The following is a 23,771-nucleotide window of genomic DNA, read 5'->3' as shown; positions in this document are numbered from 1 at the left end:
CGGATCCGCTTGAGCATGGATGACGAGCTCGACGGCACGAGCCTTGAGCTCGTCGGTGTACTTCACTGGCATGAGAGAATCTCCTTCTTCCAATCTCCCTGCCTCTATTATCCCCGGGGCGATTCAGAGGGTCGATCGCTTTCATGATGACGTCGATGTCGCGTTGAGCAATGATGGGCGGCTCGGTCTTGATCAGAGTCGGCAGTCTTACGCCGGTGCAGGGGTTGGCCTGAACGCGGCGATCTTGGACAGCCAAGTTAAATGCGGCCGAGACGATGGTGAAGATATTTCGAATGGTCTTCGGCGAGAGTTTCTTCGCCAACAGTGTCTTCACGTACTTGCGCAGGTCTTTGGCTTCGACGCTCGCTGCCGACTTCCAACCGATCTCATTCGAGATGTGGTTGCGTTGAAGCGCCTGATAGTCCTTGAGCGTTCGTGAGTCACCACGCGACTGAAAGGCAATGTATTCGGTGACGAGATCTTCGATAGTTTCGTCTTGAGACTGCGCCGCGTTCCACCGGTGTCCGGCTTCGATGACGTCAGAACCAGTCTCATCGAGCATGGTCTTCCACATTCGAGCTTCAGCTTCGGTATCGAATGTCATCGACGCTTTGTCCCGAGAACCAGGCTTACGCCAATCGACGCGCCACTTGTTTGCCTTCGTCGTGGAGTACTTTCGGATGCTTGCCATGACCCGATCATACGGGTTTCATGCGGCCAAAATACGAATCCATGCGGCCAAATCACCTTCTCGGTGACGTTTGCCCTGGTGAGAGGGCTAAAACCTGGAGGGGATGACGGGAATCGAACCCGCACCATCAGTTTGGAAGACTGAGGCTCTACCATTGAGCTACATCCCCGTGTTGCGTGTTCGACTATAGTCGACTTCCGCGCTGGCCGCCAAATCGACCGAAGATGAGCTGCGTCACACCATAGTCACATGCCGTGGCCGTCGAATGTGAACTGCGTCCCATTCCCGAATATGATGCCAACCGATGTGCATCCGAGGCCGCCTTTGTGGTTAGATTGTCTTCGTCGCGGGATGTGGCGCAGCTTGGTAGCGCATCTGTTTTGGGAACAGAGGGTCGCAGGTTCAAATCCTGTCATCCCGACGATAGTGAAGCCGCTCGGACTCAAAGTCCGGGTGGCTTTCTTCGTATTCACGCCACGGACCTGCCTGGGAGGCACCCCGGATCCGCCGGAAGACACCGTGGGCGCGTGTGGGAGACAATGGGAGAGCAGAGTCGCAGACTGCCGAGGCCGAAAGGTACGCCGCCCATGTCGATCCGAGACCACGACAGCAGTCCCCTGAGTTCGCGTCCTTCACCCCCAGGTCACCGGCGCACCAACCCGCAGGTGGGAACATCTCCGACGACGACTCATCATCGAAGCCGCGCTGCCGGGCTCATTCTGGCGCTGGTTCTCAGCGGCTGCAGCTCCGATCGTCCACCTGCCCCCTCGGCTACCTCGTCGTCGCCCACATCAGCTGCCGGCGACACGACCGGCGAGGAACGCGGGTCCACCGCAGACCCCGAGGAGGTGGCGACGAATCTTCAGGCTCCATGGTCGATCGCCTTCTACAAGGGCACGGCGTTGGTCAGTGAGAGAGACTCCGCTCGCATCCTCGAAGTCGACGACGAACGCCCAGCACAGCCCAGAGAGGTCACGACGGTCGCCGGCGTGTCCGCCTCTGGTGAGGGCGGGCTCTTGGGTCTGAGCGTGCGTGGGGACAGTCTCTTCGCGTACTTCACCGCCGAGTCGGACAACCGGATCCAACGGTTCCCCCTCAGGACAGGCTCGGACGGGGTTGAGCTCGGCTCACCGGAGACGATCGTCGACGGCATCGCGAAGGCCGGCTTCCATAATGGTGGGCGTCTGGCGTTCGGTCCCGACGGAATGCTCTATGCCACGGTCGGTGACGCAGGGAATCAGGACTCCGCGCAGGAACGCGAGTCGCTCTCAGGCTCGATCCTTCGGATGAAGCCCGACGGCACGGTGCCTGAGGACAATCCCTTCCCCGACTCACTCGTCTTCTCCTATGGGCACCGGAACCCTCAGGGGCTGGCCTGGGATGACGATGGCACGATGTATGCCAGCGAGTTCGGTCAGGACACATGGGATGAGCTCAACATCATCGAACCCGGCGGCAACTACGGCTGGCCGGAGGTCGAAGGAATCTCAGAGGATGGGGCCGACGGGGGTGATTTCATCGACCCGGTTCAGCAGTGGCGGCCCGATGAGGCCAGTCCGAGTGGAATCGCCATCAGTGATGACCGCCTACTCATCGCCAATCTTCGCGGCCAGGTGCTGCGGACCGTGCCCCTCTCGGACCTCGCCGAGGCTGAGGTCGCCTATGCCGGCGAGTTCGGTCGACTGCGCGACGTGGTGTCCGGACCCGAAGGCGAGATCTGGTTACTGACGAACAATACCGACGGACGTGGGGATCCGGCCGCCGACGACGACCGGATCCTGCACATTCCCGCTGACTTCAGCACCGACGACTGAGGGCAGCTGTCACAATCGACTTCAGCGCTGGAAGTCGATGACCTGCCGCACGACAGTTCCCTCGGCGAGGGCGTCGAAGGCCGCGTTGAGGTCCTCGAGTCCGATCGTGTCCGAAACCAGCTCTTCGACCGGCAGCTTGCCCTGACGCCACAGATCCGCGTAGACGGGAATGTCACGACTGGGCACTGCGGAACCCAGATACGAACCGATGACGGTGCGTGCCTCGGCAGTGAGTGTGACAGGGGTGATGTGGGACTGCGCATCGGGGGCGGGCAGTCCCACTGTGACGGTCTTCCCACCCACAGCTGTTGCCGAGAACGCGGTTTCGAAGGCGCGGGCATGACCAACGCATTCGATGACGATCGGTGCCCGCCGCTCCCCCAGCTGCTCGGGCGTGTACACCTCGACCGCGCCCAGCTCCTTGGCTCGAACCAGTTTGTCCGGATTCGCATCGACGCCGATCACACCCGCAGTCTCAATCGACAGCGCCGTGATCAGAGCGGCCATGCCGACTCCGCCCAAACCGACGATCATGATCTCGTCCTCGGGTCCGGGAGATCCCGCGTTGAGGACCGCTCCACCGCCGGTGAGCACCGCGCAGCCGAGCACTGCCGCAATCGACGCGGGAACATCGGAGGCGACCGGAACGACGGAGGCGCGGTTGAGCACGGCATGGGAGGCGAAGACCGATGCACCGAGATGATGGAGCACCTCGGCGCCCGAATCGTCGTGGAGTCGGACCTTGTGTCCGTCGAATGGGAGCGTGCCGGCCCCATTCGTGGCGCTTCCCGGTGTGCACGGGAGTTTGCCGTCGGTGCGGCAGTTCGCACACTCGCCGCAGCGGGGCAGGAACACGGTCACGACCTGCTCACCGATCTCGAGGTCGGTGACGCCTTCGCCGAGTTCTTCGACGATGCCCGCGCCTTCGTGGCCGAGGAGCATCGGCAGGGGCCGTGGACGGTTGCCGTCGACGACGGACAGGTCGGAATGGCAGACGCCGGCAGCGCTCAGTCGGATGAGCACCTCACCGGGGCCGGGCCCATCGAGCTCGAGCTCCTCGATCGACATCGGCTCAGTTCTCGCATAGGGGCGGGCGGCCCCCATCTCGCGAAGCACCGCACCTCGGATCTTCACAGCGCCGAGGGACCTTCGGCCTCGTAGGCGTCCATGATCCGAATCCGACGCTCGTGGCGCTCTTCGCCGGAGAACGGTTCTGCCAAGAACGCGTCGACGATGGCGATGGACTCAGCCTCTGTGTGCTGCCTGGCCCCGACCGAGACGATCTGGGCATTGTTGTGCTCACGAGCGAGCTTGGCGATATCGGTGTTCCACGCGAGAGCCGTCCGTGCCCCCTTGACCTTGTTCGCTGCGATCTGCTCACCGTTGCCCGAACCGCCGATGACGACGCCGAGGGCCTCGACGCCTGCCGCCTGATCATCAACGACGGCCTGGGCCGCAGCGATGCAGAAGGCGGGATAGTCATCGAGTGCGTCGTATTCGTGGGCACCGTGGTCGACGACCTCGAAACCCGAATCGCCGAGGTGGGCTTTGAGGGTCTCTTTGAATTCGAATCCTGCGTGGTCCGTGCCGAGATGAACCTTCATATGGTCACTCCTTCGAGATGTCCCGGACGAGGTGCCGGGGAAAGACTGTGCGTGTGATGGTGCGGTGGTGTCTGAGGGTCAGTCAGTCGAAGACCGGGCCCTGGTTGCGGGTGCGTTTGAGCTCGAAGAACCCTGGAGTCGAGGCGACAGCGAGAACCCCGTCGAAGAGACGACCTGCGTCCTCACCCTTCGGAGCCGGTGTGACGACCGGGCCGAAGAAGGCGGTGCCGGCCACTCGGCAGATGGGTGTGCCCACATCGTCGCCGACGAGAGCCAGCGCTTCATCATGGGACTCCTGCAGCGCCGCATCGTAGTCATCGCGTTCGCCGTATTTCATCAGGTCAGCCGGCAGACCGACCTCATCCAACGCCTCGGCGACGGCCTTGTCGAAGTCCTTCTCTCCACCTGGGTGGATGCGGGTTCCGATCGCCGTGTATAGGGGCTCGGTGATCTCCTCGCCGTGTTCGGCGATGGCCGCGGTGACGATGCGCATGGGTGCCAGAGCACGATCCATGAGCGCTCGATAGTCGGCGGGGATGTCTTTGTCCCGGTTGAGGATGTTCAGGCTCATGACATGGAACTTCACATCGATGTCACGGACCTTGGCGACTTCCAGACCCCAGCGCGACGTCATCCACGCCCACGGGCAGGCCGTGTCGAACCACAGGTCAAGTGTCTCTCTGCTCATTTTCACTCCTCATTAGGCTGGGTGCGGGCAGCAGCGGACCACCCGCGATCTCCGAGGCCAATTTATCAAGCCTTGCCACCGAAGAAGAATGCGTCCATGAAAGAATGGCCAGGTACACCCGGACCCGAAGCGGAGGTCACCTCAAAGTGCCCCAATACAACCTCACCCGCGAGGAAGCTCGCAGACGTTCATCACTCGTCGACGTCTCGAGCTACGAGAACACCCTGATTCTCACGGGAGTGGGTGAGAGCTTCCGAGTTCACTCCCGCATCCGCTTCACCGCAACGCCGGAGTCCACGACCTTCATCGATGCCATCACAGCCAGCGTCGAACGCATCCGGCTCAACGGACTCGATCTCGAGACCTCCGAGGTCGTCTCCCCCTCACGCATCACTCTGCCTGGCCTTGCCGCAGAGAACGAACTCACCATCGATGCGCACTTCTCCTACATGAACACCGGTGAGGGTCTGCACCGGTTCATCGATCCCATCGACGACGAGGTCTACCTCTACTCACAGTTCGAGGTCCCCGACGCCAGACGTGTCTTCCCCGTGTTCGAACAACCCGACCTCAAAGCGCCGTTCTCCTTCACGGTCGTCGCTCCATCCCGCTGGACGGTCGTCTCGAACTCCCCCACCCCGACTCCCGGCGATCCCAGTGAGGTCTTCACCGAACTCGACGAAGCTCCGGTCGACGACACTGCTGTGTGGCAGTTCGCGCCGACGACTCCGATCTCGTCCTACATCACAGCGATCGTGGCCGGCCCCTACCGCAGCGTGCATTCGGAACTGACCTCCTCCGACGGTTCCCCTGTACCCTTGGGGCTGTACTGCCGTGATTCCCTCTTCGAGCATCTCGACGCAGAGAACCTCTTCGGCATCACCCGCGCCGGCTTCGAATTCTACGAACGCGAATTCGGGGTGTCCTACCCGTTCGAGAAGTACGATCAGCTCTTCGTTCCCGAGTTCAATGCCGGTGCGATGGAGAACGCCGGTGCCGTGACGATCTTGGAGAACTACGTCTTCCGGTCCAGGCCCACCGAGGCCCTCGTCGAGCGCAGGACCGTGACAGTGCTCCACGAACTGGCACATATGTGGTTCGGGGACCTGGTCACCATGAAGTGGTGGAACGACCTGTGGCTCAATGAGTCCTTCGCCGAATTCATGTCCACACTGGCCACCGCTGAGGCCACCGAATACAGCGACGCGTGGACGACCTTCGCCACGATCGAGAAATCGTGGGCCTACCGCCAGGACCAGCTGCCGAGCACACACCCGATCGTCGCGAGCATCGAAGACCTCGCCGATGTCGAGGTCAACTTCGACGGCATCACCTACGCCAAGGGCGCCTCCGTGCTCAAACAGCTCGTCGCATGGGTCGGTCGGGAGGAGTTCTTCGCCGGTCTCAGGCGCTATTTCGACAAGCATGCGTGGTCGAACACAGAACTGCCGGACCTCCTCAGCGAACTTGAGGCCACCAGCGGTCGGGACCTGGCCTCCTGGTCGAAGCTGTGGCTCGAGGAATCCGGGGTCAACCTCATCGAAGCCGAAGTCGACACCGAGACGGACAACGACGCCGAGGTGGTCACCGAGCTTCGTGTGACCCAGAGACCGTGGATCATCGAGGGGCAGCCGGTGCCATCCCTGCGGCCCCACCGTCTGTCCATCGGATTCTATTCCGACAACGGGCAGGGACGCCTTGTCCGCACGCACAGCTTCCCACTCGACATCGATGCCGAGTCGACGACACTCGACGAGGCCCGCGGCCTGCCCAAGCCCGATGTGATCATCGTCAATGACGAGGACCTGACGTATGCGAAGGTGCGCTTCGATCATGAGAGCATGGACGTCGCCGCCGCCCGACTGGGCGACTTCGATGATTCTCTGACCCAGCTGCTCATCCTCGGCACACTCTGGGACGCCGTCCGCGACGGACAGCGCCCGGCACAGGACTACATCGCCACAGTCCTCGACAACTGTGCGGCAGTCACGCACTCCTCGGGTCTGCTCACTCAGATGCGTCAGCTCGAGACCGCGGTCGGGTCCTACCTGCCTCCGGAGTCACGTGCAGAGGCTCATACCGCTGTCGCCGATCGATTCGCAGAGCTTCTCGGGTCGGTACCCGGCGGCACCGATCAGGCGTTCCAGTTCCTGCGCGGCTTCATCAAGCACGCAACGACTCAGGAGCAGCTCGGACAGCTCCAGTCCTGGTTGGACGCGTCCGGGGACTTGGTCCACGGGATCACCATCGACACCGATCTCACCTGGGAGCTCATCATCGCTCTTGCGGCGCACGACGCGATCGATGATTCCGCGATCACGGCCATGACCAAGACCGATCCTTCGGCCACCGGAGCACGCCAGGCAGCGACGGCACGCAGCGCTCGCCCCACCTCGGCGGCGAAGTCGGAGGCCTTCACCCGCATCCTCGATGAGGCTGAGCTTCCGAATTCGGAACTGGCCGCTCTCGCTCTGGGATTCGCCTCCGGTCTGCAGACCGAGACGGGTGAGATCCTCACCTCACAAGCGCCCTTGTGTGACTTCTCCACAGAGTTCTTCCAACGAGTCTCCGGATGGTGGGAGACCCGCACCCTCGAAATGGCACAGACCATGACTCTGCGACTGTTCCCCCCGGTCAGCGAGCACACGGTCAAGGCCACCGAGGGCTGGCTGGCCGATCACCCTGCCGCGCCCAAGGGGCTCGTGCGCCTGATGCGTGAGAATCTTGCCGATGCCCAGCGGGCCCTGAATGCTCAGGAAGTGTCCAGCACTTCCAAGGGCGCATTGACCTTCGGTCGTTAGGCTCGTGGCATCATGACTTTCGATGCTTTGAATACCGACCTGTTGTCCGCACCCAAGATCGATTGGGACTTTCTCCTCGACGCTCCGTTGAGGATCCTCATCATCATCGTCATCGCCATCGTGCTCAACATGGTGATGCGGTACTTCATCCGACGCTTCTCCACTGCCGTGGCCAAAGGCACCGTCGGCAGTCAGAAGGCTGCGGAGAACGGCAAGTTCTCGGCCACGGTCATGGAATCGCAGCGGACGGGCATCGACCCGGCGACGATCCGCGAACGCCGTGCTCAGCGTGCGAAGACTGTCGGTCGGATGCTCTCGTCTGTGGCGACGATCCTCATCAGCGCCGTCGCAGTCCTCATGATCCTCGACCAGCTCAACTTCAACATCGCACCCATTCTGGCCTCGGCAGGTGTTGTCGGTGTGGCATTGGCCTTCGGCGCGCAGGAACTCGTCAGGGACTACCTCTCGGGATTCTTCATGGTCATCGAGGACCAGTACGGCATCGGCGACACCGTGGACCTGGGAGAAGCCGTCGGCGAGGTCGAGGACTTCGGCCTGCGCAAGACAGCAATCCGTGATCTCACGGGAACACTGTGGCATGTGCGCAACGGCGAGATCATGCGAGTCGGCAACCTGTCGCAGGGCTGGGCGCGTGCCGTGCTCGAGATCCCAGTCAACTACTCCACTTCGATGGACACCTACCGTGAGATCACAGAGACGGTCACCGCTGAAATGGCCAAGGACTCGCAGGTGGCCTCCGCGATGCTCGAAGTCCCCGAAATCGCCGGTGTCCAGTCTCTGTCAGCCGAGTACAGGGTCATCAGGACGATGATCAAGACGAAGCCCAATCTGCAGTGGATGGTCGAACGTGCCTTCCGCGCGGAACTCACGAATGAGTTCGACAGGCGTGGGATCACCATCCCGATCATTCAGGAGACCGTCCTCAGGACGCTTCCTCGAGAGACTGACTCAACGGATTCGACCACGAGCAGCAACTCCGAGGACGAGCCTCGGCCCACCTACACGACACGGCAGACGACCGACAATGGACCCTCACCGCTGCCCAGCGATGACGAGATCCGGTCGACCACTGATGAATCCGGCACCGATGCCGCAGACGGAGAGAGCTGACCATGACTCAGACATCGAACGAGACCATCTTCGAAGCGGTCGGTGGCCATCCCACCTTCACCCGTCTTGTCGATGTCTTCTACGAGCATGTCGACCAAGACGAGGTGCTCATCGCCATGTACCCGGAGGGGCACGACCTCACTGGAGCCAAGCATCGGCTCCAGATGTTCTTAGAACAGTACTTCGGTGGGCCGACGACCTATCAGGAGGAACGGGGTCACCCGCGCCTGCGGATGCGCCATTTCCCCTTCCCTGTCGACTTCGATGCGCGTGACCGGTGGTTAGCCTCGATGCGGGCAGCTCTCGACGATGTGGCACTTGCGCCGCTCTACGACGAAATCTTCTGGGACTATTTCCAGCGTGCGGCCACGGCCATGGTCAACACCAACAGCAACCCGGTCTGAGCAGAACACTCCGCATCTCACATCTGCAGCCTTTATGTCTGCAGTCTTCATGACCTGAGGAGACCTGCTGTGCTGGGTCTACTTCGCTCGGGTCAGCAGATGACCGCCCGGTGTCGAGATCCGCAGCCAGCCGGACGTCTCGAAGACGTCATATTCCTCGGACTCCCCCGCCGAGGCGGTCCCCGTCTCGGGTACGAATCGCAGTGCATTCGCGGCGAACGCGAGCCCGCCGGGCAGCTCGGTGCCATCATGAGCAGCCATCGGCTTCGACCACACACGCGAACGCAGCGCCTTCACAGCATGTGATCCCGCGCCTTCGGGAGCTCCGCTGCTGATCTCTTCCACACCAGCCTCGGCGGTGGACCGAATCTCATTGCCGGAGATCCTGTCGCGAACAGCCCACTGTCCCTTCGGCGGGGCAATGCCGGTCCAGGACACCAGCACCGAGTTCGGGGGCACAGGCAGGCGTGTGGCATTTTCGGCGCGCGCGAACCGGTCCTTGAGGTTGGTCAGAGGAACCACCTCGTCGAGGCCGTCCATCTCCGGTCCGCTCAGGCGCAGCATTCGCATCGCGAGGACCAACGGTGTGGAGTCTCCGATGCCATGCGGATACAGGGGCGCAACGGTGACGACGAGCACGGTCGATGACACATGCAAGCGCATAGCCCCGTCAGGGTCGAGCCGGTGTGCCAAGGAGGTGAACGCGGCCAGATCCTTCATCGCCAGCGGATCGGCGATCTCGAGTTCAGTCATCGGTTGCGACCCCGCATCGGTACGGCAGGTCGAATGACGTCTTCCATTGCTGCTGTCTCCTCCTGGGTCAGGCGACGCGGTCGGGAGGTCGTCCTGTCTACAAAGACGATGACCGTCTCTGCCAGCGTATAGCCGACCGAACCATCGGGTTCGGCGATGCTGTAACCGACCGTCACAGAGGCCGGTTTGACCTCGCTGATGACGAGATCGATGGCAATGGGACCTGCACGGTAGGGAATGGGACGACGATATTCGATCGCATGCGAGGCGACGAGCAGCTCGGTGGTCTCCGAAGCCTCGGCGAAGATCGACGGAATTGTGATCCCCGAAACTGTCTCGGCAATTCCCGATTGACCCGGAGTCGTGGGTGCATCGGTGCTGTGCGTCGGTGAGCCCAGAGCGCGGACGCGTGCCTCTTCGAGCAGACGCAGCTGGGTGACATTGTTGACGTGGCCATAGGCATCCATGTCTCCCCATCTCAGTTCCAACAGGACTCGTGTGAATTCGTTCAGATGGGGATTCGTGGTGCGGTTGTGCATATGTCCCATCATGCCACCTTCACCGCTGCAGTGACGGCCGCGATAGGATCGTGAACACACGCAAGAGATTCATTGTCGCAGGCTGGAGGCCCTTATGAGCGATGCAGAACCCACAGCGGCCGAGGCGAATGTCGACACGCTGCGCAAAGTGCTCGAACTCGAAAGTCTGAGCTTCACCTCGGCGTCTCGGGAGAGTGACTACTTCCTCGGACAGAATCAGTACAAACCCGATGGGCGCGTCTACGGCGGTCAGGTCGTGGCGCAATCTGTGGTGGCCGCTGCCGCGACCCTGCCAGATGATCGCCTCATCCACTCACTTCACGGCTACTTCCTGCGCGCTGGGGATGTCAGCGAGCCGATTGAGTTCGGTGTCGAACGACTGCGCGACGGGCGATCTTTCTCCGCTCGACGCGTCCACGCCTATCAGAAGGACGTCCCGATCCTGTCCCTGATCGCCTCCTTCCAGGTTGAGCAGGAGGGTCTCGAACACGCAGAGACCATGCCCACCGGGTTGCCTGGTCCACAGGATTGCCCAGAGCTGCGCGACATCCTGGCTGGGCAGGACACCCCTCAAGTGACCGAATGGCTGAATAAACGTCCCTTCGAGATCCGCCCGGTCGAGGCGTCCCTGTACCTCTCCTCCACCGATGATCGGCAGCGAGAGCAGCAGCATGTGTGGTTCCGTGCCAGTTCCGAGTTCGGCGATGATCCTGTGCTCAATGCCGCGGCCTTGGCCTATGCCAGCGACTTCAACCTGCTCGAGCCGGTACTACGTCGACAGGGCCTGAGTTGGACGAGCCCCGGGCTCCGGGTGGCCAGCCTCGACCACGCGATGTGGTGGCATCGTCGGGTACGTGTCGATGAGTGGATGCTCTACGTCCAAGAGTCCCCCGCGGCCCAGGGCGGTCGCGGCCTCGGTTACGGGCGCATCTTCGCTCAGACCGGTGAGCTGTTGGCAACAGTGGCTCAAGAAGGCATGGTCCGTGTGAAGGCTCCGCAGTGAGCAAAGACACCGCGATGATCGAGATCCTCGGGACTATACTGTCTCGATTGGTCAATGTCGCACTTTTCATCATCATCACGATCCTTGCCCTGGTCTTCCTTCGCGAGAACGTGGAGATGAACCTTGCCCTGATTGCGCTCATAGCGATGATCATCGGAGTCGTCGGCACACTTGCCCTGCGGTATCTGTTCAAGCTCCTGCAGTGGATCGGCGGCTTGCTCTCTGACGGTCGACCGCCACCGCCAGCGGACTGAATCCACCATGCATTTGCTGATGCCCCGGTCGTTGACCGGGGCATCAGCAAATGCATGAGAACCCTGTGGGCTGCGGTGATTGTCCCCAGCCCACAGAATTCGTTCAGTCGCGAGTGAGGCGGCGGTGTGTCACGCGGTGAGGACGAGCAGCGTCTTCACCGAGTCGTTCGACCTTGTTCTCCTCATAGGACTCGAAGTTGCCTTCGAACCAGTACCACTTGGCGGGCTCTTCTTCTGTGCCTTCCCAGGCAAGGATGTGTGTCGCCACCCGGTCAAGGAACCAACGGTCGTGCGAGACGACTACGGCACAGCCGGGGAACTCGAGGAGCGCGTTTTCCAAGGAGCCGAGTGTTTCGACGTCGAGGTCGTTCGTCGGCTCGTCAAGCAGCAACAGGTTTCCGCCCTGTTTGAGCGTCAGCGCCAGGTTGAGACGGTTGCGCTCACCACCGGAGAGCACACCAGCCTTCTTCTGCTGGTCCGGGCCTTTGAAGCCGAACGCGGAGACATAGGCCCTCGAGGGCATCTCGACATTGCCCACCTGGATGAAGTCGAGTCCGTCGGAGACGACTTCCCACAGGTTCTTATTGGAGTCGATACCGCCGCGGGACTGATCGACATAAGACGTTTTGACGCTGTCGCCGATCTTGAGTTCGCCTCCGTCCAGCTCCTCGTGTCCGACGATGGTCTTGAACAGGGTCGACTTGCCCACACCGTTGGGCCCGATGACTCCGACGATGCCGTTTCGCGGCAACGAGAAGCTGAGACCGTCGATGAGCAGACGGTCGCCGTAGCCCTTCTGCAGGTTGGAAGCCTCGATGACGATGTCGCCGAGACGGGGGCCGGCGGGAATCTGGATCTCTTCGAAGTCGAGCTTCTTGGTCTTCTCGGCTTCTGCTGCCATCTCCTCGTAGCGAGCCAGACGCGCCTTCGACTTCGTCTGCTTGGCCTTCGGATTCGACCGGACCCATTCAAGCTCGTCTTTCAGGCGTTTGGACAGCTTCGCGTCCTTCTTGCCCTGGACCTGGAGGCGTTCCTGCTTCTTCTCAAGGTACGTCGAGTAGTTGCCTTCATACGGGTAGAGGTGTCCGCGGTCGATCTCGGCGATCCATTCGGCCACGTGATCAAGGAAGTACCTATCGTGAGTGATCGCGATGACAGCTCCTGGGTAGGAACGCAGATGCTGCTCAAGCCACAGCACGGACTCGGCATCCAGGTGGTTTGTAGGCTCATCGAGCAGAAGCAGATCCGGCTTCTCAAGCAGCAGCCTGCACAGCGCCACGCGACGGCGCTCGCCACCGGAGAGGACGCTGACTTCGGCGTCCGGCGGTGGGCAGCGCAGAGCATCCATCGCCTGTTCGAGCTGCGAGTCGAGATCCCAGGCATCCGCGGCATCGATAGCTTCTTGCAGCTTGCCCATCTCTTCCATCAGGGCATCGAAGTCGGCATCAGGGCTGGCCATCTCCTCGGAGATGGCGTTGAAGCGGTCCAGCTTTGCCTTGATCTCGCCGACGCCCTCTTGGACGTTGCCGAGGACGGTCTTGTCCTCGTTCAGGGGCGGCTCCTGCAGGAGAATGCCCACGGTGTACCCGGGGCTGAGCCGAGCCTCGCCATTGGACGGCTGCTCGAGCCCGGCCATGATCTTGAGGATCGTAGACTTACCGGCACCGTTGGGACCGACCATGCCGATCTTCGCGCCGGGGTAGAAGGACATCGACACGTCATCGAGGATGACTTTGTCGCCGTGCGCTTTACGCGCCTTGTGAAGGGTGTAAATGAATTCGGCCATAGTAACCTCAGGCTATCGGTTGTCCACGTTCAAGTGCCAATTGGTCCGGTAGCTGATCACCCTTGTTCAGCCGCCGCCGAGTGACGGAGCTTCACCTGACGAGGACCCTTCGGCGGACCCGCCCGTCGATGAGGAGCCCTCCTCCGACGACCCTTCTGACGACGTGGTCCCTTCGGATGAGCTTCCCGATGTACCGCCTTCGGACGATGCACCATCGGATGACGTGCCCTCCGACGTGTCATCGGACCCTTCATCGGGAGACGGACTCTCAGTGGGCCCGTCCGTGCCGTTGATGTCCTCGCCAGGCATGTGCCCGGCGCCGTTGGAATCGCCGTCCTTCTCACGCTTGTCGCCTGTGGGCGCCTTCACGCCCTTCGGACGTTCGACCTCTCCGAACAGGCATGCCCCGGTCGATTCGGTGGGCGGCATCAGCTCTGCGGTGGCCTTTCCCTTTCGTATCTCCCCGATCACGCACCCTTTGTCCGTTTTGACGCCGAACATCTTCGAGGGCACGTCATTGCCCAGCGGGGAGTCATCGATCGTAGCCTCAAGCTGCTCCGGATCGTAGCCGGCATCGATCATCGTTGTGAAGAATTTCTTCGTCGACGGAACCGTGTCTTCGTTGCCGGTCAGAGGTTTCAGTGCGGAAACGACCTTGTCGACCTCTGCAACCGGCTTCGCCGGGGTGCGAGCCGGAGTGGGCGACGAATCGTCTCCGCCCAATCCCAGCAGCGAACAACCCGAGAGAGCCAAGGTCAGGGCTCCAAGACCTAGGAGGGGAACGAGACGCATCAACAACCTCAGCAGGTGGGAACGATTAACAGTCTCACCTTAGCCGATCACAGCCGCAAACGGCGTGCACTCCAAGGCGTTCTGCGCCCCATGTTCCCACGAAATCTCTGCGCTGAAGTTGGTCAACTCGATCTGCGGTGCCCTCAGAAGGGCGCCGCTGCCTTCACCGTCTCTCGTGCTATGGCGTCATCGCCGTTGTCGGACCCTCCCCCATCGTCGTCTCTCGCTCCGTCCTCATCGACTCCGTCCGTGTCCTCCAGCGAGTCGAGGGTCGATGTGTCGGAGGCTCCGGTCACACTGGGCGGAACTTCGCCGGCGAGGCTGTCCCACCCCGAATCGCCGCCTGCAGCCGTCTGCTGCTGACCTTCGGTTTGCCGATTCGGGTTACTGGACTTCTGATAGTTGGCGGTGCCGTAGCGAAGATCGGGACCGATGTGTTCTGCAACAACGGTGGGAGCGATTCCCCGCTTCTCATCAGTCGACCATTCCCGAATCTTCAGGGTCCCCTGTACGACGACGGACATACCTTGGTGCAGACTCATCGAGCAGTTGCTGGCCAGAGGCCCGTAGCAGTCGACGCTGAACCACGAGGTCGTGTCGGAGAGATACTCTCCGGTTCCTTTGTCGAGGCGCCAATGGTTGACGGCCAACCGAAAGGAGGCGCAGGCTCTGCCAGACGGCAGGGTGCGGCTCTGCGGATCGGCGGCCACTGTGCCGCTGAGGTTGATCGGGATGATGGACATCGTGTTGCCTCGCTTCTTGGAGTGTTTCGTAATGGCCCCTGCCCGATCACCCATCGGGGGCGATGCAGTGTGAATCGGTCCATCACGTCATTCACCAGTGAGCGCGGCAGACGATGTCGGCGTCCAGACATGAAAAATGCCCTGTGGACGATCGTTGATCGTCCACAGGGCATTGGCACACGAGTCTGAGCTCCTGTGCACAGAAGTATCAGCGCAACGTCTCGTATGCCCGGCGGTGCTCGTCGATGACGGTGTTGACCGGTTCCAGGTACGAACTCTGCGCAACGCTTCCGACTGCGTCGCGAAGCTTTCGGTCTACTTCGCCGGCAGCTTCATCAGCCCCCTTGCTGCGCGCGGACTTGGCGATCACCGATGTCACAACGGAACCGATGATTCCCACCACCAGCAGCCCGATCGTCACGAACCAGCTCCAGCCTGGCAGCGATCCGGGAGCGAAGATGGTGAGAAGCGCTGCAGCGATGACACCCAGGAGTCCCAGGATCGTGGCGATGAAGAAGATGATCTGCAGAACCCTGGCCAATGACCACCAGCCGGGCGTCCGAGGTTTGATATCCACAGCTGTCACGGCCGAGTCGAGGGTCTCAGACAGCTCTGTGGTGCTTGCCTTCTCTGCTTCCGCGACCGCGCTCTGCCATGGTCTGGGCAACGAGGACACGGATTCCGTGATGAGTTCGTGAGCCATCAGGCGTACCTGCGAGCTCTGCGCTCTGCTGGTGGCTGGCACCGATGCGCGGATGAGCTCTTCCCTGCCCTGACCGTGCTTGGCTCCCAGCGGGTCGGGTGCGTTCCTCTGCATCCACGCCAGGACTGGGTAACCCGTCTTGCGGTAGGCCCGACGGATATAGTCGTCATGGACGGTCTGGGCAACCGCCTCGACGCCGGCGGCATCGGACATGGTCTCCACCAGACGCGACGCTCCCGGACGTTCATCCGGCGGGACCACAGGCTCACCGAGTTCGTGCTGCATCCGTTTGGACATGGCCTGCATATCGGAGAGCAGCCGTTCAGAAGCCGCCTGTTTGGAATCGACCGTGTCGGCCAAGATCGACCTGACCTGTGGGATTCCGTCTCGTGTCACAGCCGAGGTCATGTGGACTTTGGTGTCGGTGAGTCCGTCTTCGACAAGCAGCTGCTGCAGATGATCGGCGGCAGCTTTCCGCTCTTCGTCGCTGAGCTTGTCGACCTGGTTGAGAACGACCACCATGTTCGAGCTGTTCTCGGCCAGCTTTGCCAAATACTCGGAGTGGAGCGAGAAGTCGGCGTACTTCTGTGGGTCAACGACCCAGAACACCACATCGACGAGCCCAACCAGACGATCGGACTCAACACGGTGCTTGACCGCGGTCGAATCATGGTCAGGCAGGTCAAGCAGAATCAGGCCGTGCAGCTTGCGCTGATCATCACCGTCGAGCGCTGATTCGCGCCAGGTCCTGCTGCGCTCGGGCACATGGAGCCAATTGAGGATGTCGTTGCCGCCTTCGCCCCACACACATGCAGTGGGACGGGAGGTGGTGGGCCGACGAACGCCGACCCGGGCGATGTCCAGTCCGGCAACGGCATTGAACAGAGAGGACTTTCCCGAACCGGTGGAGCCGGCGAAGGCCACGACGGTGAACTCCTCGCCCAGGCCGAGCCGATCCTCGGCACGGTTGAGCAGGTTCTGCGCGTCCGTACGAACTTCGGCGCTCAATTTGTCGGGTCCCAGGGACAGGGTCTGCCGAATTCCTTCGGCTCGACGCCTGATCTCGGACTGTGCAGGATCGTTCACAATGCCACCTCAAGTCGATCACCGGAGGCGCGCAGGGCGCCTGCTTGCCGCGCCGGTACCGCGGATAGTCGTAGTACGTTGTCAAAGGGAGCCCGGCAGCCGCCGACGATTCCTGCAGCTGTGGTCAGGAAACGATCCCGAATCGATCCGATGAGATTCACGGCTTCCTGCTCCCCGAAGATCGTGCCGGCCAGGCTGAGGGCGACGTTGGCGTCGTTGCGCGACGCCTGGTCGCCGGCGTTCGTGTACTTCGGATCCCAGAATGCCGCGTATTCGACGACGGCGCAGACTCCGCCGACACCGAAGGACAGAATTCTCGCCTTCGACTTCTTGCCCTGGCCGATCTCTCGAACCAGCGCGTTCACCTCATTCGACCATCCGCTGACGGCGGACTTGACGGAATCCTCAAGATCATTGGAACTGTGGCGCAGCTCGGGGTACGCATCGAGCAGGGCCGAGCCAGCCGAGTCCCGAACCCATGTGGTGCCGACCTCTTCGACGACGCCGATAGCCTGTTCCCGCAACGAAATGGCTGCGCTGCGCAGAATGGCAATGTGCAGCGGCGAGGCGGCATCGTGTTTGCCGGTGACTGCGGCGGAGATCCGGTCGCGCATGCGAGCCATCGTAGGCTCCAAACCGCGAAACAGCTGACCTGTTCCCACAAAGTCCTGCCATCTCGCATTGACCTCTCCGTGCAGCACGCGACCGTCGGAGAATACCTGCGCGAGCCCTTCGTCCGCGGATCTGAACGTCTGATCCAGGCTGGCCTGCAGCCGGTCGAACGTCGTCTCCTGGCTCTCTGCGAAGTCAGCCAAGGACTTCACCTGGGCCGGCATCGCACTGATGGAGCCGGTGAGGGTGCGCTGACGAATGCGGTCCTGCGAGCGTTCCTCGGAACTCACTTGGCTGATCCAGGAACGAATCGGATAGATCGCCGAGTGCGGAAGCAGGCCGTCCTCCAGTTCGAGCTCGGCCACAGCGAAGATCGGAGAGTTCGCCAGTCCCGCCTCGGACAGCAGACTGGAAAGATGGTGCCTGACCTCGCGGTTCGCCTGCGGCGGTACCCGGTCGAGCACGATCGCGACCGAGGTGTTGCGGACAGCGGCGTCCTTGAGCAGCGCCCAGGGCGCGGCGTCGGCATAGCGGTTGGCCGTGGTCACGAACATCCACAGGTCGGCACTCATCAGAATGCGGCGGGCCAACTCACGGTTCGACTCGGCGATGGAGTCGATATCCGGGCAGTCGAGCACAGCCGTGCCCGGCTCGACACCGTCATCGGGAATGAGCACGACCGAGGGGGTCTGCGTCGTCGGATCCGTGCTGCGCGGCAGATCAGAGAGAAAGGACTGCGATTCGAAGAATTTGGTGTCAGCAGGGTTGTGCACCACGATCGGGTTGCCCGTCGTCGGACGGCGCACCCCCGCGGGAGTCACCGTGCGTCCGACCAGGGAATTCACCAAGGTGGACTTGCCTGCGCCAGTTGACCCACCGACCGCGATCATGAAGGGCGTCTGCGTCCGATTGATGCGCGGGAGCAGATAGTCCGTCAGCTCCGAGGAGAGTTGTCGGTGCAGTTCGCGACCGTCGGCGAAGTCGTCGGTCTGCAGGGTGAAGCGGGTTTCTGAGACTCGCTTCGCGATATCGCTCAGCGCCCCTCCCACTGGTGGCGTCACGGCACTCTTACTGTCTGTCATCACGCATCCACTCTCTACGTTTTCCCAGCCGTGCACCAATTGCCACGCCGTAGCGCGCGGTAATTGGTCATTGCAGGGAAACGCCGGAAGGGCGAAAGGGCCGTCAGAGCACAAAAAGTACCCCCGGCGGGGCTCGAACCCGCGGCCTACCGCTTATGGGCGACTGATGTTTTATCGTGCGTTGAGTGGTGTTATTGGACGGCATGTGAACCGCGCACACATGGGGAACTCGGGGATCACATGCCGCCGCCCGTATATTCTCGCCACACCGCGTGTTGCAGTCAATCGTTGTCGTAAACGTGTCATTTCGAGGGCTACCACCTACCCGCTAACTCTGGACGCGAAAGACCCCCGACCATTCAGCCGAGGGTCTTTCACATCCTGAAGTAGCGAACTTCGTGATCCAGCTTACATTAGTGGTCTGGCATAGAGCCGATCCCACTCGTGGGTCGGTACGCGACTCCGAGGCCGCCGATGACGAGCGCGACCGCCGAGGATATGGCTGTCGTCACCTGCCCCACCTGATCGGACAGGTCGGGGAAGAACGCATCCACCACCCCGGTCCCGACGAGGATGATCGCACCCACGAACAGGGACACGAAATAGGCGGACGTTCTGACCTTCGGGCTGACCTTCGGTGTGTCGTTGATTGGTTCCATGATTCCTCCTTATGTGATTGGTTCGGTCCAGGCCGCGGCCCAGGTCTCGGGTCCGACGAGCTTGTCGTAACCGAGGTGTTTCTGTTTCTGGAACTGGCCGGCGACCTTCGAGGTCTCGCTTCCCCAGAGCCCGTCAGCCTTGATCGTCCAGCCGCGCTTCTGCATCTGCTTCTGCCAGACGCGCAGGTGCTCCCGGTGGTTGTAGTAGCCGCTGTGGGAGTTGGCTGGGCCGGACTTCGGGCCGAAATAGTGCCCGGACGGCAGCGGGAACGCCGGGGCCTTGGATCCGCTCGGCTTCGGCTTGGATGCCTTGCCGCCGTTGATGACCGCCCACGATTTATCGCCGATCATTCCGTCAGCGTCGAGTCCGTTGGCCTTCTGCCACTTCTTCGCCGCGGCCACCGAGTCTGCGCCCCAGTACCCGTCAGCCTTGACGCCGACAGCCTTCTGAGCACGCTCGACCGGCTCACCCTTCGTGTAGAGCTTCACGAGTGGCGTGGAGCCGGAGATGGACGTGTACGTCGGGGATGACGACCCGCCACCGGACGCTTCAGCACCACCGGATGGTCCCGGCTTGGATCCGGCGCGGATCTTCTTCGCCAGGGAACGAACAGCCGCGGTGCCCTTGTTGATCTCTACGTGCATGGGATCCTTGCGGCCCCGGTAGTCGCCTCCCCACCGCAGTACTCCATCGCAGTCATTCAGGATGCGATGAATCTTCGTAATCTGCGAGCTAGAGAAGTTCGCATTCGGTGAGGTGCCAAGCGGATGCTGAGGCGCATTCAAATCAATCGCAGTTCCCGACGCATGATTCGAGAGTGTCGTCGAGGATCCGCGAATGGGTCGCTCGGCGTACCCCCAGTTTCCGGGCCACTTCAGGGCCTCGACCTCGGAATGGAAGCGCTTCGCGACATAGGCGAGGACGGTTGCAACGTCACCCTTGCGCATGGCGAGCTTGCCGCCGGGGACGGCGTAGGACGCGATCAGAGATCGGTCGTTAGCGCGATAGCCGTTTTGGCTGGTGGACATGATCAGTTCTCCTTCTCGGCTGGATCGGGCACGTTCTCGTCGTCGGTGACGACCTCGGCAAGGTCGTCCTGCGTCTCGAATTCGTCCGGGTCGGGGATGATTGGGTCATCCTCGATACCGGAGTCTTTGATGGGGTTCTCCGTCATGGCGTTGCTCCTTAGATTTCGATTCCTGTAGGTGGTTCGGGTGGCTCCCCGCCGAGGGAGTGGATGCGGTCGATGAGTCGGTACACGTAGCGGCGTAGGGACCATTCCCGTTGCTCAAGGTGCTTGATTTTCTGGCCTTGCTCTTGGACTTTCTGGTCGAGCTTGTCGAGACGTTCGTCTTGGCGCTTGATCTCGTCAGCGAGGTTCTTCATCAGCGAATCCGATGCGTTGAGTTTGTTCGTCTCGGTCGCGGTTTTCCGGTTCTGGCGGACTCCGTAGAAGGAGATAATGCCGGTGATGACGGCGACGGCAACGCCTGCTGGTATCCAGTCAGTCCACATCCTCAGCCTCCCGCCTCGGGGTTACCTCGGCGGGGTCGATCAGGCGAATGACGGCCAGTATCAGGAGTGCTTGGACTGCGTAGGATACTGCGGTGATGTAATCGCGTGAGTCGATTCCTCGCGAGAAGAAGTTCATGGCCCATTCTGCGAAATATGAGAATGACCAGAGGGTGGAGATGACCATGGTGGGGATGAAGGGGATGCGGTAGTGTCTGGTGAACGCGCCGAGCATTGAGAGGACACCGATGACCACCCAGGCCCAACCCCAGAACTCGAGGGGCAGGAGTTGGGCGAGGGTGCGGAGCCCTGCTGGCGTGGGTGGTGGGTCGACGTAGGAGAAGCCACGGACAAAACCGAGGACGCCGACGGCGAAGAGGACAACTCGTTTCACGCCGGGGTCGAAGCGGACGCCCGTGGCCCAGTGGACTATTCGGTCAGGCATGGCCTGCCCCTCCCGGCATGGGTGATGTGACCAGTCTTTCGTATGGTGCCATTATACGTTGCGGACACGTTTATTCGTGGCTCATTTGACCTTCTCCCAGAGCGCGGGCGCGTTCGGTGGCTCCCAGCCAGGTTGTGTGGTGTGCGCTTGGAGCACTTTGTAGTCATCTCCTTCGTATTCCCACACTTCCCCAACTACAACGTCTACCCATTCGGCCCAGATGTTTTCCTCTGCCGCCTCGTCGGTGGTTTCGGGTTTCCACCAACGGCCTGTCTGGGGGTCGTTGGTGTCGCCGGGGGGCCATACGTTGTTGGGGATCTGCGACGTGTAGGTAATGCCGTCGCGAGTGACCGTCCAGCTTTTCGGGTAGGACTTCCCTGACTCCCATTCTTCGCCCTGCTCGACTCCTTCGGCGGTGAGGACTTCACGCACGATAGTGTCGAGCTTCTGTCCTGCCGTCGCCAGAGTCTTCCGGCGTTCCAGCTCGGTGTCGATCATGGTTTTCAGCTGCCTGAGTTCTGCGTCTGTAGCATCTCGGATATCCACGTTGGCAGCACCGTCCCTTCCGTTGGTTTAATGTCGGTAATGTTGGTGATGGGGTTTCCGCACGGGCCGCAAATAACGGTTCCTGCGTCGTCGGGGATTGCGATTTGCCGATACGAGTTACCGCAGCCGACTGTTTCGCATGTTGCGTACATCAGACACCCCCGATTGCGTGCCATGCGACAGACACACTGTTAGTTGTTGAGGAACTATCGCCCGAGTACAAGCCGAGTGTGAACGATGTTGTTGTGATGCTTTTCGCATACGGATTGTATTTCGCCAAAGTGTCGCCCTGTTTTGTGAGGAAAATGCGTGGCGGTGTGGTGAACGCACCCCACGGCAGAGTGACCGTCACATTAGCTGTATTACCGGCGGCCGCAGACACGCCGATGGTGGTAGACCCTGTTGCTTGCATGGGCACACCAGTCATGGTGCCGTCCGCGTTGAACGTGAGCGGCCCCCAATGGCCGGACCCGTCGCCGTTCACCTGGAACGTAGACGAAGCCGACACTAATGTTGAGGGTTCAGCGTCCGGGAAATCGTTAGAATCACCCGGTGCCGCGCCGGACTGCCAATTAGTCGGCAAGATGGAAATGAGCGCAATCGATTCCCCCGCATGCACGCTGAAGATGGGTGTACGGAAATCCGTGCGTACCGGGCTTGTGGCCTTCTTCGCTATAGACGGGGTAATATACCCGACACCGTCTGGCAACGGTGCACCCATGAACCGAAGTTTTGCACGAAGCGGCCACGTGAATTTCTTCACCGGGCCGATACGGGACGTGTAGTCGTTGAACCCGTCATCGTCCGCGTCAACAGACCACCTGTAAGTCGCCCACCAGTCACCGGAGGCATCGCCAGTGTTGTTGTCCGCATATTCGTGGATGACACCCGAAGCGTTAAGCGTGCGAAACTTCCCGCCCTGGAATACAACACCTGTGTCCTGCGAACCATCAGGCATGGGGAACGTCTTCGACGCATCGTAAACACCCGCCGACGAATACGTAAGCAGTTTCCTCGTGCTACCTGCAACAGTAATGAACGTGCCGCCACCCCAATCAGCGGCACCAACATACACGCCAAGCACATCAGAATTAAACCCAACCGGCGACATGTCACGAACAATAGTACGCACACCAGTAGTCTTGTTGTATGTGCGGGTTACAAGCGTCCCATCATCCGCACACTGGGCGATAATCACATCAGTGCCATTATTGCCAATACCCGGCTTGTACTTCAGCGGATTCGTGGCCGAGTAACCCAATTCAGGGTAGGCGAACGCCCGCTTGAACTCTCCGGCAAGATCCGTTACCCACACAACACCGTCATAATAGGACCGACCCAACCAGAACAGTTCCGAACCAATGCAGGTGACACCGAACACTTCCGATGACCACGGTGCAACACGCGGCTTACCAGTGGGAAGCTGCCCGCCCACGTACTCGCCAACCCCCGTCTGTGGGTCGATGCGGACAGCGAATATGCGCGCCATGCGCCCGCCCGTCCCATGATCGTCCTTGTGGGCCGACCAGTAATGTGTGCCGTCATAGGCGAGTCCGACGAGACCGTCCACGTTGGTGTACGGTCTCGAAATCTCGAACTCCAAAGAATCCCAGTACGGTTGCACAGTCGGTGGTGCGGTCGGGTCCGTGACACCAGCCTCAAGGGTGAGTTTCGCACCCTGCGCCAGTTTGTTCTCAGTGGACCGCAACTCAGACCCACCATTAACCACCAGTGTGTCCGCTTCCACCTCGCCCTTGAACGCTGACCCATCCGGTGACAGTTGGGTGCGCACCTCGTTATCCGCATTGAAAATACGGATACCAGAAGCGTCACCAACCCACCGTTGACCCGTGCGTGCGGACTGAATTGTCGGCCCGGTAATAACCATGCCGTCAATCGCGTCGGCTTCGATTTGTTCAGCCCGAATCTTAACGAACTCACCAATCTTCGCCCACAACTCTTCACTGGCAGTGATCTTCGGGGCAGTAACAGCACTGAATCGCTCCGGGGATAATAGAGGCAGGGAGATTGGAAGAAGGAGATTCTCTCATGCCAGTGAAATACACCGATGAGCTCAAAGCTCGTGCCGTCGAGCTCGTCATGCATGCCCAGGCCGATCCTG

The 23,771-nt window shown here is 61.2% G+C and carries 24 protein-coding genes and 2 tRNA genes; 7 read left to right on the top strand and 19 right to left on the bottom strand.

All coding sequences use genetic code 11. The annotated features are described in order from the left end of the window. Both BANT918_RS16365 and BANT918_RS16360 read right to left on the bottom strand, forming a co-directional pair. Positions 1–691, bottom strand: a 691-nt coding sequence (locus BANT918_RS16365) for a hypothetical protein (protein WP_208618146.1), incomplete at its 3' end; no start/stop codon positions are given. A gap of 95 nt (positions 692–786) precedes the next feature. After that, a tRNA-Gly gene (locus BANT918_RS16360) sits at positions 787–860 on the bottom strand. A 178-nt stretch (positions 861–1,038) separates the two neighbouring features. Between BANT918_RS16360 and BANT918_RS16355 the strand changes: the two genes are divergently transcribed. Beyond that, positions 1,039–1,112: transfer RNA gene (locus tag BANT918_RS16355), tRNA-Pro, on the top strand. Positions 1,113–1,356: 244 nt separating this feature from the next. Beyond that, positions 1,357–2,505, top strand: coding sequence for a PQQ-dependent sugar dehydrogenase (locus tag BANT918_RS16350; RefSeq protein WP_069601335.1), 1,149 nt, complete (start codon positions 1,357–1,359; stop codon positions 2,503–2,505). A gap of 21 nt (positions 2,506–2,526) precedes the next feature. Here the strand turns inward: BANT918_RS16350 and BANT918_RS16345 are convergent, their stop codons facing one another. The 3 genes from BANT918_RS16345 to BANT918_RS16335 all read right to left on the bottom strand — a co-directional run bounded on the left by BANT918_RS16345 (position 2,527) and on the right by BANT918_RS16335 (position 4,797). Beyond that, positions 2,527–3,639, bottom strand: coding sequence for an alcohol dehydrogenase catalytic domain-containing protein (locus BANT918_RS16345; protein WP_096146453.1), 1,113 nt, complete (start codon positions 3,637–3,639; stop codon positions 2,527–2,529). Then, positions 3,636–4,109: a ribose-5-phosphate isomerase gene (locus BANT918_RS16340; RefSeq protein ID WP_069600059.1), complete on the bottom strand. Its 474-nt coding sequence runs from the start codon at positions 4,107–4,109 to the stop codon at positions 3,636–3,638. Before BANT918_RS16340 ends, BANT918_RS16345 begins: the two co-directional genes overlap by 4 nt. Positions 4,110–4,191: 82 nt before the next feature. After that, entirely contained in the window at positions 4,192–4,797 is a 606-nt protein-coding gene (locus tag BANT918_RS16335) for a DsbA family protein (RefSeq protein WP_069600058.1), read from the bottom strand. 104 nt (positions 4,798–4,901) lie between these two features. On the opposite strand from BANT918_RS16335, the gene pepN reads away from it, so the two are divergent. Genes pepN through BANT918_RS16320 form a run of 3 tightly spaced genes read left to right on the top strand, consistent with a single transcriptional unit; the run spans position 4,902 to position 9,133 of the window. Beyond that, entirely contained in the window at positions 4,902–7,598 is a 2,697-nt protein-coding gene (gene pepN, locus BANT918_RS16330) for an aminopeptidase N (RefSeq protein WP_096158675.1), read from the top strand. Positions 7,599–7,610: 12 nt separating this feature from the next. Continuing rightward, positions 7,611–8,729, top strand: a complete 1,119-nt coding sequence (locus tag BANT918_RS16325) for a mechanosensitive ion channel family protein (protein WP_101556722.1) — start codon at positions 7,611–7,613, stop codon at positions 8,727–8,729. Positions 8,730–8,731: 2 nt separating this feature from the next. After that, on the top strand, positions 8,732–9,133 hold the full coding sequence (locus BANT918_RS16320; RefSeq protein WP_009884072.1) for a globin: 402 nt from the start codon (positions 8,732–8,734) through the stop codon (positions 9,131–9,133). Between the two features lie 78 nt (positions 9,134–9,211). Here BANT918_RS16320 and BANT918_RS16315 read toward each other — a convergent pair whose 3' ends face one another. Together BANT918_RS16315 and BANT918_RS16310 are read right to left on the bottom strand one after the other, a co-directional pair. Further along, positions 9,212–9,886 carry a hypothetical protein gene (locus BANT918_RS16315; protein ID WP_009884071.1) on the bottom strand — a complete coding sequence of 225 codons (675 nt, stop codon included), beginning with the start codon at positions 9,884–9,886 and terminating at the stop codon, positions 9,212–9,214. Beyond that, on the bottom strand, positions 9,883–10,434 hold the full coding sequence (locus BANT918_RS16310; RefSeq protein WP_233430555.1) for an acyl-CoA thioesterase: 552 nt from the start codon (positions 10,432–10,434) through the stop codon (positions 9,883–9,885). Before BANT918_RS16310 ends, BANT918_RS16315 begins: the two co-directional genes overlap by 4 nt. 85 nt (positions 10,435–10,519) lie before the next feature. On the opposite strand from BANT918_RS16310, the gene BANT918_RS16305 reads away from it, so the two are divergent. Together BANT918_RS16305 and BANT918_RS16300 are read left to right on the top strand one after the other, a co-directional pair. Next, on the top strand, positions 10,520–11,428 hold the full coding sequence (locus tag BANT918_RS16305; protein WP_096146451.1) for an acyl-CoA thioesterase: 909 nt from the start codon (positions 10,520–10,522) through the stop codon (positions 11,426–11,428). Further along, positions 11,425–11,682: a hypothetical protein gene (locus BANT918_RS16300; RefSeq protein WP_233429487.1), complete on the top strand. Its 258-nt coding sequence runs from the start codon at positions 11,425–11,427 to the stop codon at positions 11,680–11,682. Before BANT918_RS16305 ends, BANT918_RS16300 begins: the two co-directional genes overlap by 4 nt. Positions 11,683–11,785: 103 nt before the next feature. Here the strand turns inward: BANT918_RS16300 and ettA are convergent, their stop codons facing one another. The 12 genes from ettA to BANT918_RS16245 all read right to left on the bottom strand — a co-directional run bounded on the left by ettA (position 11,786) and on the right by BANT918_RS16245 (position 23,606). Next, complete coding sequence (ettA, locus tag BANT918_RS16295) at positions 11,786–13,468, bottom strand: energy-dependent translational throttle protein EttA (RefSeq protein ID WP_069600054.1); 1,683 nt, start codon at positions 13,466–13,468, stop codon at positions 11,786–11,788. A gap of 66 nt (positions 13,469–13,534) precedes the next feature. Further along, entirely contained in the window at positions 13,535–14,260 is a 726-nt protein-coding gene (locus BANT918_RS16290; protein ID WP_009884066.1) for a DUF6993 domain-containing protein, read from the bottom strand. 143 nt (positions 14,261–14,403) lie between these two features. Then, positions 14,404–15,003 (bottom strand): single-stranded DNA-binding protein, encoded by a 600-nt coding sequence (locus BANT918_RS16285; RefSeq protein WP_009884065.1) that lies wholly within the window; start codon positions 15,001–15,003, stop codon positions 14,404–14,406. A 208-nt stretch (positions 15,004–15,211) separates the two neighbouring features. Further along, positions 15,212–16,792, bottom strand: a complete 1,581-nt coding sequence (locus BANT918_RS16280) for a GTPase (protein ID WP_009884064.1) — start codon at positions 16,790–16,792, stop codon at positions 15,212–15,214. Then, on the bottom strand, positions 16,789–18,486 hold the full coding sequence (locus BANT918_RS16275) for a dynamin family protein (RefSeq protein WP_233430554.1): 1,698 nt from the start codon (positions 18,484–18,486) through the stop codon (positions 16,789–16,791). Before BANT918_RS16275 ends, BANT918_RS16280 begins: the two co-directional genes overlap by 4 nt. Positions 18,487–18,899: 413 nt before the next feature. Next, positions 18,900–19,145: a hypothetical protein gene (locus BANT918_RS16270; RefSeq protein ID WP_101621155.1), complete on the bottom strand. Its 246-nt coding sequence runs from the start codon at positions 19,143–19,145 to the stop codon at positions 18,900–18,902. A 9-nt stretch (positions 19,146–19,154) separates the two neighbouring features. Continuing rightward, the gene (locus BANT918_RS16265) at positions 19,155–20,174 is read right to left on the bottom strand and encodes a peptidoglycan-binding protein (RefSeq protein ID WP_101621154.1); all 1,020 of its coding nucleotides are present in this window, start codon (positions 20,172–20,174) and stop codon (positions 19,155–19,157) included. 2 nt (positions 20,175–20,176) lie between these two features. Continuing rightward, a complete protein-coding gene (locus BANT918_RS17485) occupies positions 20,177–20,320 on the bottom strand; it encodes a hypothetical protein (RefSeq protein ID WP_167389503.1) in 144 nt (47 codons plus the stop codon). Positions 20,321–20,331: 11 nt separating this feature from the next. Continuing rightward, complete coding sequence (locus BANT918_RS16260; protein ID WP_101621153.1) at positions 20,332–20,661, bottom strand: hypothetical protein; 330 nt, start codon at positions 20,659–20,661, stop codon at positions 20,332–20,334. Next, complete coding sequence (locus BANT918_RS16255) at positions 20,651–21,103, bottom strand: hypothetical protein (RefSeq protein ID WP_101621152.1); 453 nt, start codon at positions 21,101–21,103, stop codon at positions 20,651–20,653. The genes BANT918_RS16260 and BANT918_RS16255 overlap by 11 nt, the downstream gene beginning before the upstream one ends. An 81-nt stretch (positions 21,104–21,184) precedes the next feature. After that, positions 21,185–21,601 (bottom strand): carbohydrate-binding protein, encoded by a 417-nt coding sequence (locus tag BANT918_RS16250; protein WP_101621151.1) that lies wholly within the window; start codon positions 21,599–21,601, stop codon positions 21,185–21,187. A 199-nt stretch (positions 21,602–21,800) separates the two neighbouring features. Beyond that, entirely contained in the window at positions 21,801–23,606 is a 1,806-nt protein-coding gene (locus tag BANT918_RS16245) for a hypothetical protein (RefSeq protein WP_101621150.1), read from the bottom strand. Between the last annotated feature and the right edge of the window lie 165 nt (positions 23,607–23,771).

Source organism: Brevibacterium antiquum CNRZ 918 (genome assembly GCF_900169145.1).
GTDB lineage: Bacteria > Actinomycetota > Actinomycetes > Actinomycetales > Brevibacteriaceae > Brevibacterium > Brevibacterium koreense.
The sequence above is the reverse complement of the archived record's forward strand: the minus strand, read 5'-3'. Positions and strand labels throughout refer to the sequence as shown.

Bases quoted from the DNA above. Each gene is read 5' to 3' on its own strand.
- BANT918_RS16340 (WP_069600059.1), bottom strand. From the start codon at position 4,109: ATGAAGGTTCATCTCGGCACGGACCACGCAGGATTCGAATTCAAAGAG.
- BANT918_RS16335 (WP_069600058.1), bottom strand. From the start codon at position 4,797: ATGAGCAGAGAGACACTTGACCTGTGGTTCGACACGGCCTGCCCGTGG.
- pepN (WP_096158675.1), top strand. From the start codon at position 4,902: ATGGCCAGGTACACCCGGACCCGAAGCGGAGGTCACCTCAAAGTGCCC.
- BANT918_RS16325 (WP_101556722.1), top strand. From the start codon at position 7,611: ATGACTTTCGATGCTTTGAATACCGACCTGTTGTCCGCACCCAAGATC.
- BANT918_RS16320 (WP_009884072.1), top strand. From the start codon at position 8,732: ATGACTCAGACATCGAACGAGACCATCTTCGAAGCGGTCGGTGGCCAT.
- BANT918_RS16315 (WP_009884071.1), bottom strand. From the start codon at position 9,886: ATGACTGAACTCGAGATCGCCGATCCGCTGGCGATGAAGGATCTGGCC.
- BANT918_RS16310 (WP_233430555.1), bottom strand. From the start codon at position 10,434: ATGGGACATATGCACAACCGCACCACGAATCCCCATCTGAACGAATTC.
- BANT918_RS16305 (WP_096146451.1), top strand. From the start codon at position 10,520: ATGAGCGATGCAGAACCCACAGCGGCCGAGGCGAATGTCGACACGCTG.
- ettA (WP_069600054.1), bottom strand. From the start codon at position 13,468: ATGGCCGAATTCATTTACACCCTTCACAAGGCGCGTAAAGCGCACGGC.
- BANT918_RS16290 (WP_009884066.1), bottom strand. From the start codon at position 14,260: ATGCGTCTCGTTCCCCTCCTAGGTCTTGGAGCCCTGACCTTGGCTCTC.
- BANT918_RS16285 (WP_009884065.1), bottom strand. From the start codon at position 15,003: ATGTCCATCATCCCGATCAACCTCAGCGGCACAGTGGCCGCCGATCCG.
- BANT918_RS16275 (WP_233430554.1), bottom strand. From the start codon at position 18,486: ATGACAGACAGTAAGAGTGCCGTGACGCCACCAGTGGGAGGGGCGCTG.
- BANT918_RS16270 (WP_101621155.1), bottom strand. From the start codon at position 19,145: ATGGAACCAATCAACGACACACCGAAGGTCAGCCCGAAGGTCAGAACG.
- BANT918_RS16265 (WP_101621154.1), bottom strand. From the start codon at position 20,174: ATGTCCACCAGCCAAAACGGCTATCGCGCTAACGACCGATCTCTGATC.
- BANT918_RS17485 (WP_167389503.1), bottom strand. From the start codon at position 20,320: ATGACGGAGAACCCCATCAAAGACTCCGGTATCGAGGATGACCCAATC.
- BANT918_RS16260 (WP_101621153.1), bottom strand. From the start codon at position 20,661: ATGTGGACTGACTGGATACCAGCAGGCGTTGCCGTCGCCGTCATCACC.
- BANT918_RS16255 (WP_101621152.1), bottom strand. From the start codon at position 21,103: ATGCCTGACCGAATAGTCCACTGGGCCACGGGCGTCCGCTTCGACCCC.
- BANT918_RS16250 (WP_101621151.1), bottom strand. From the start codon at position 21,601: ATGATCGACACCGAGCTGGAACGCCGGAAGACTCTGGCGACGGCAGGA.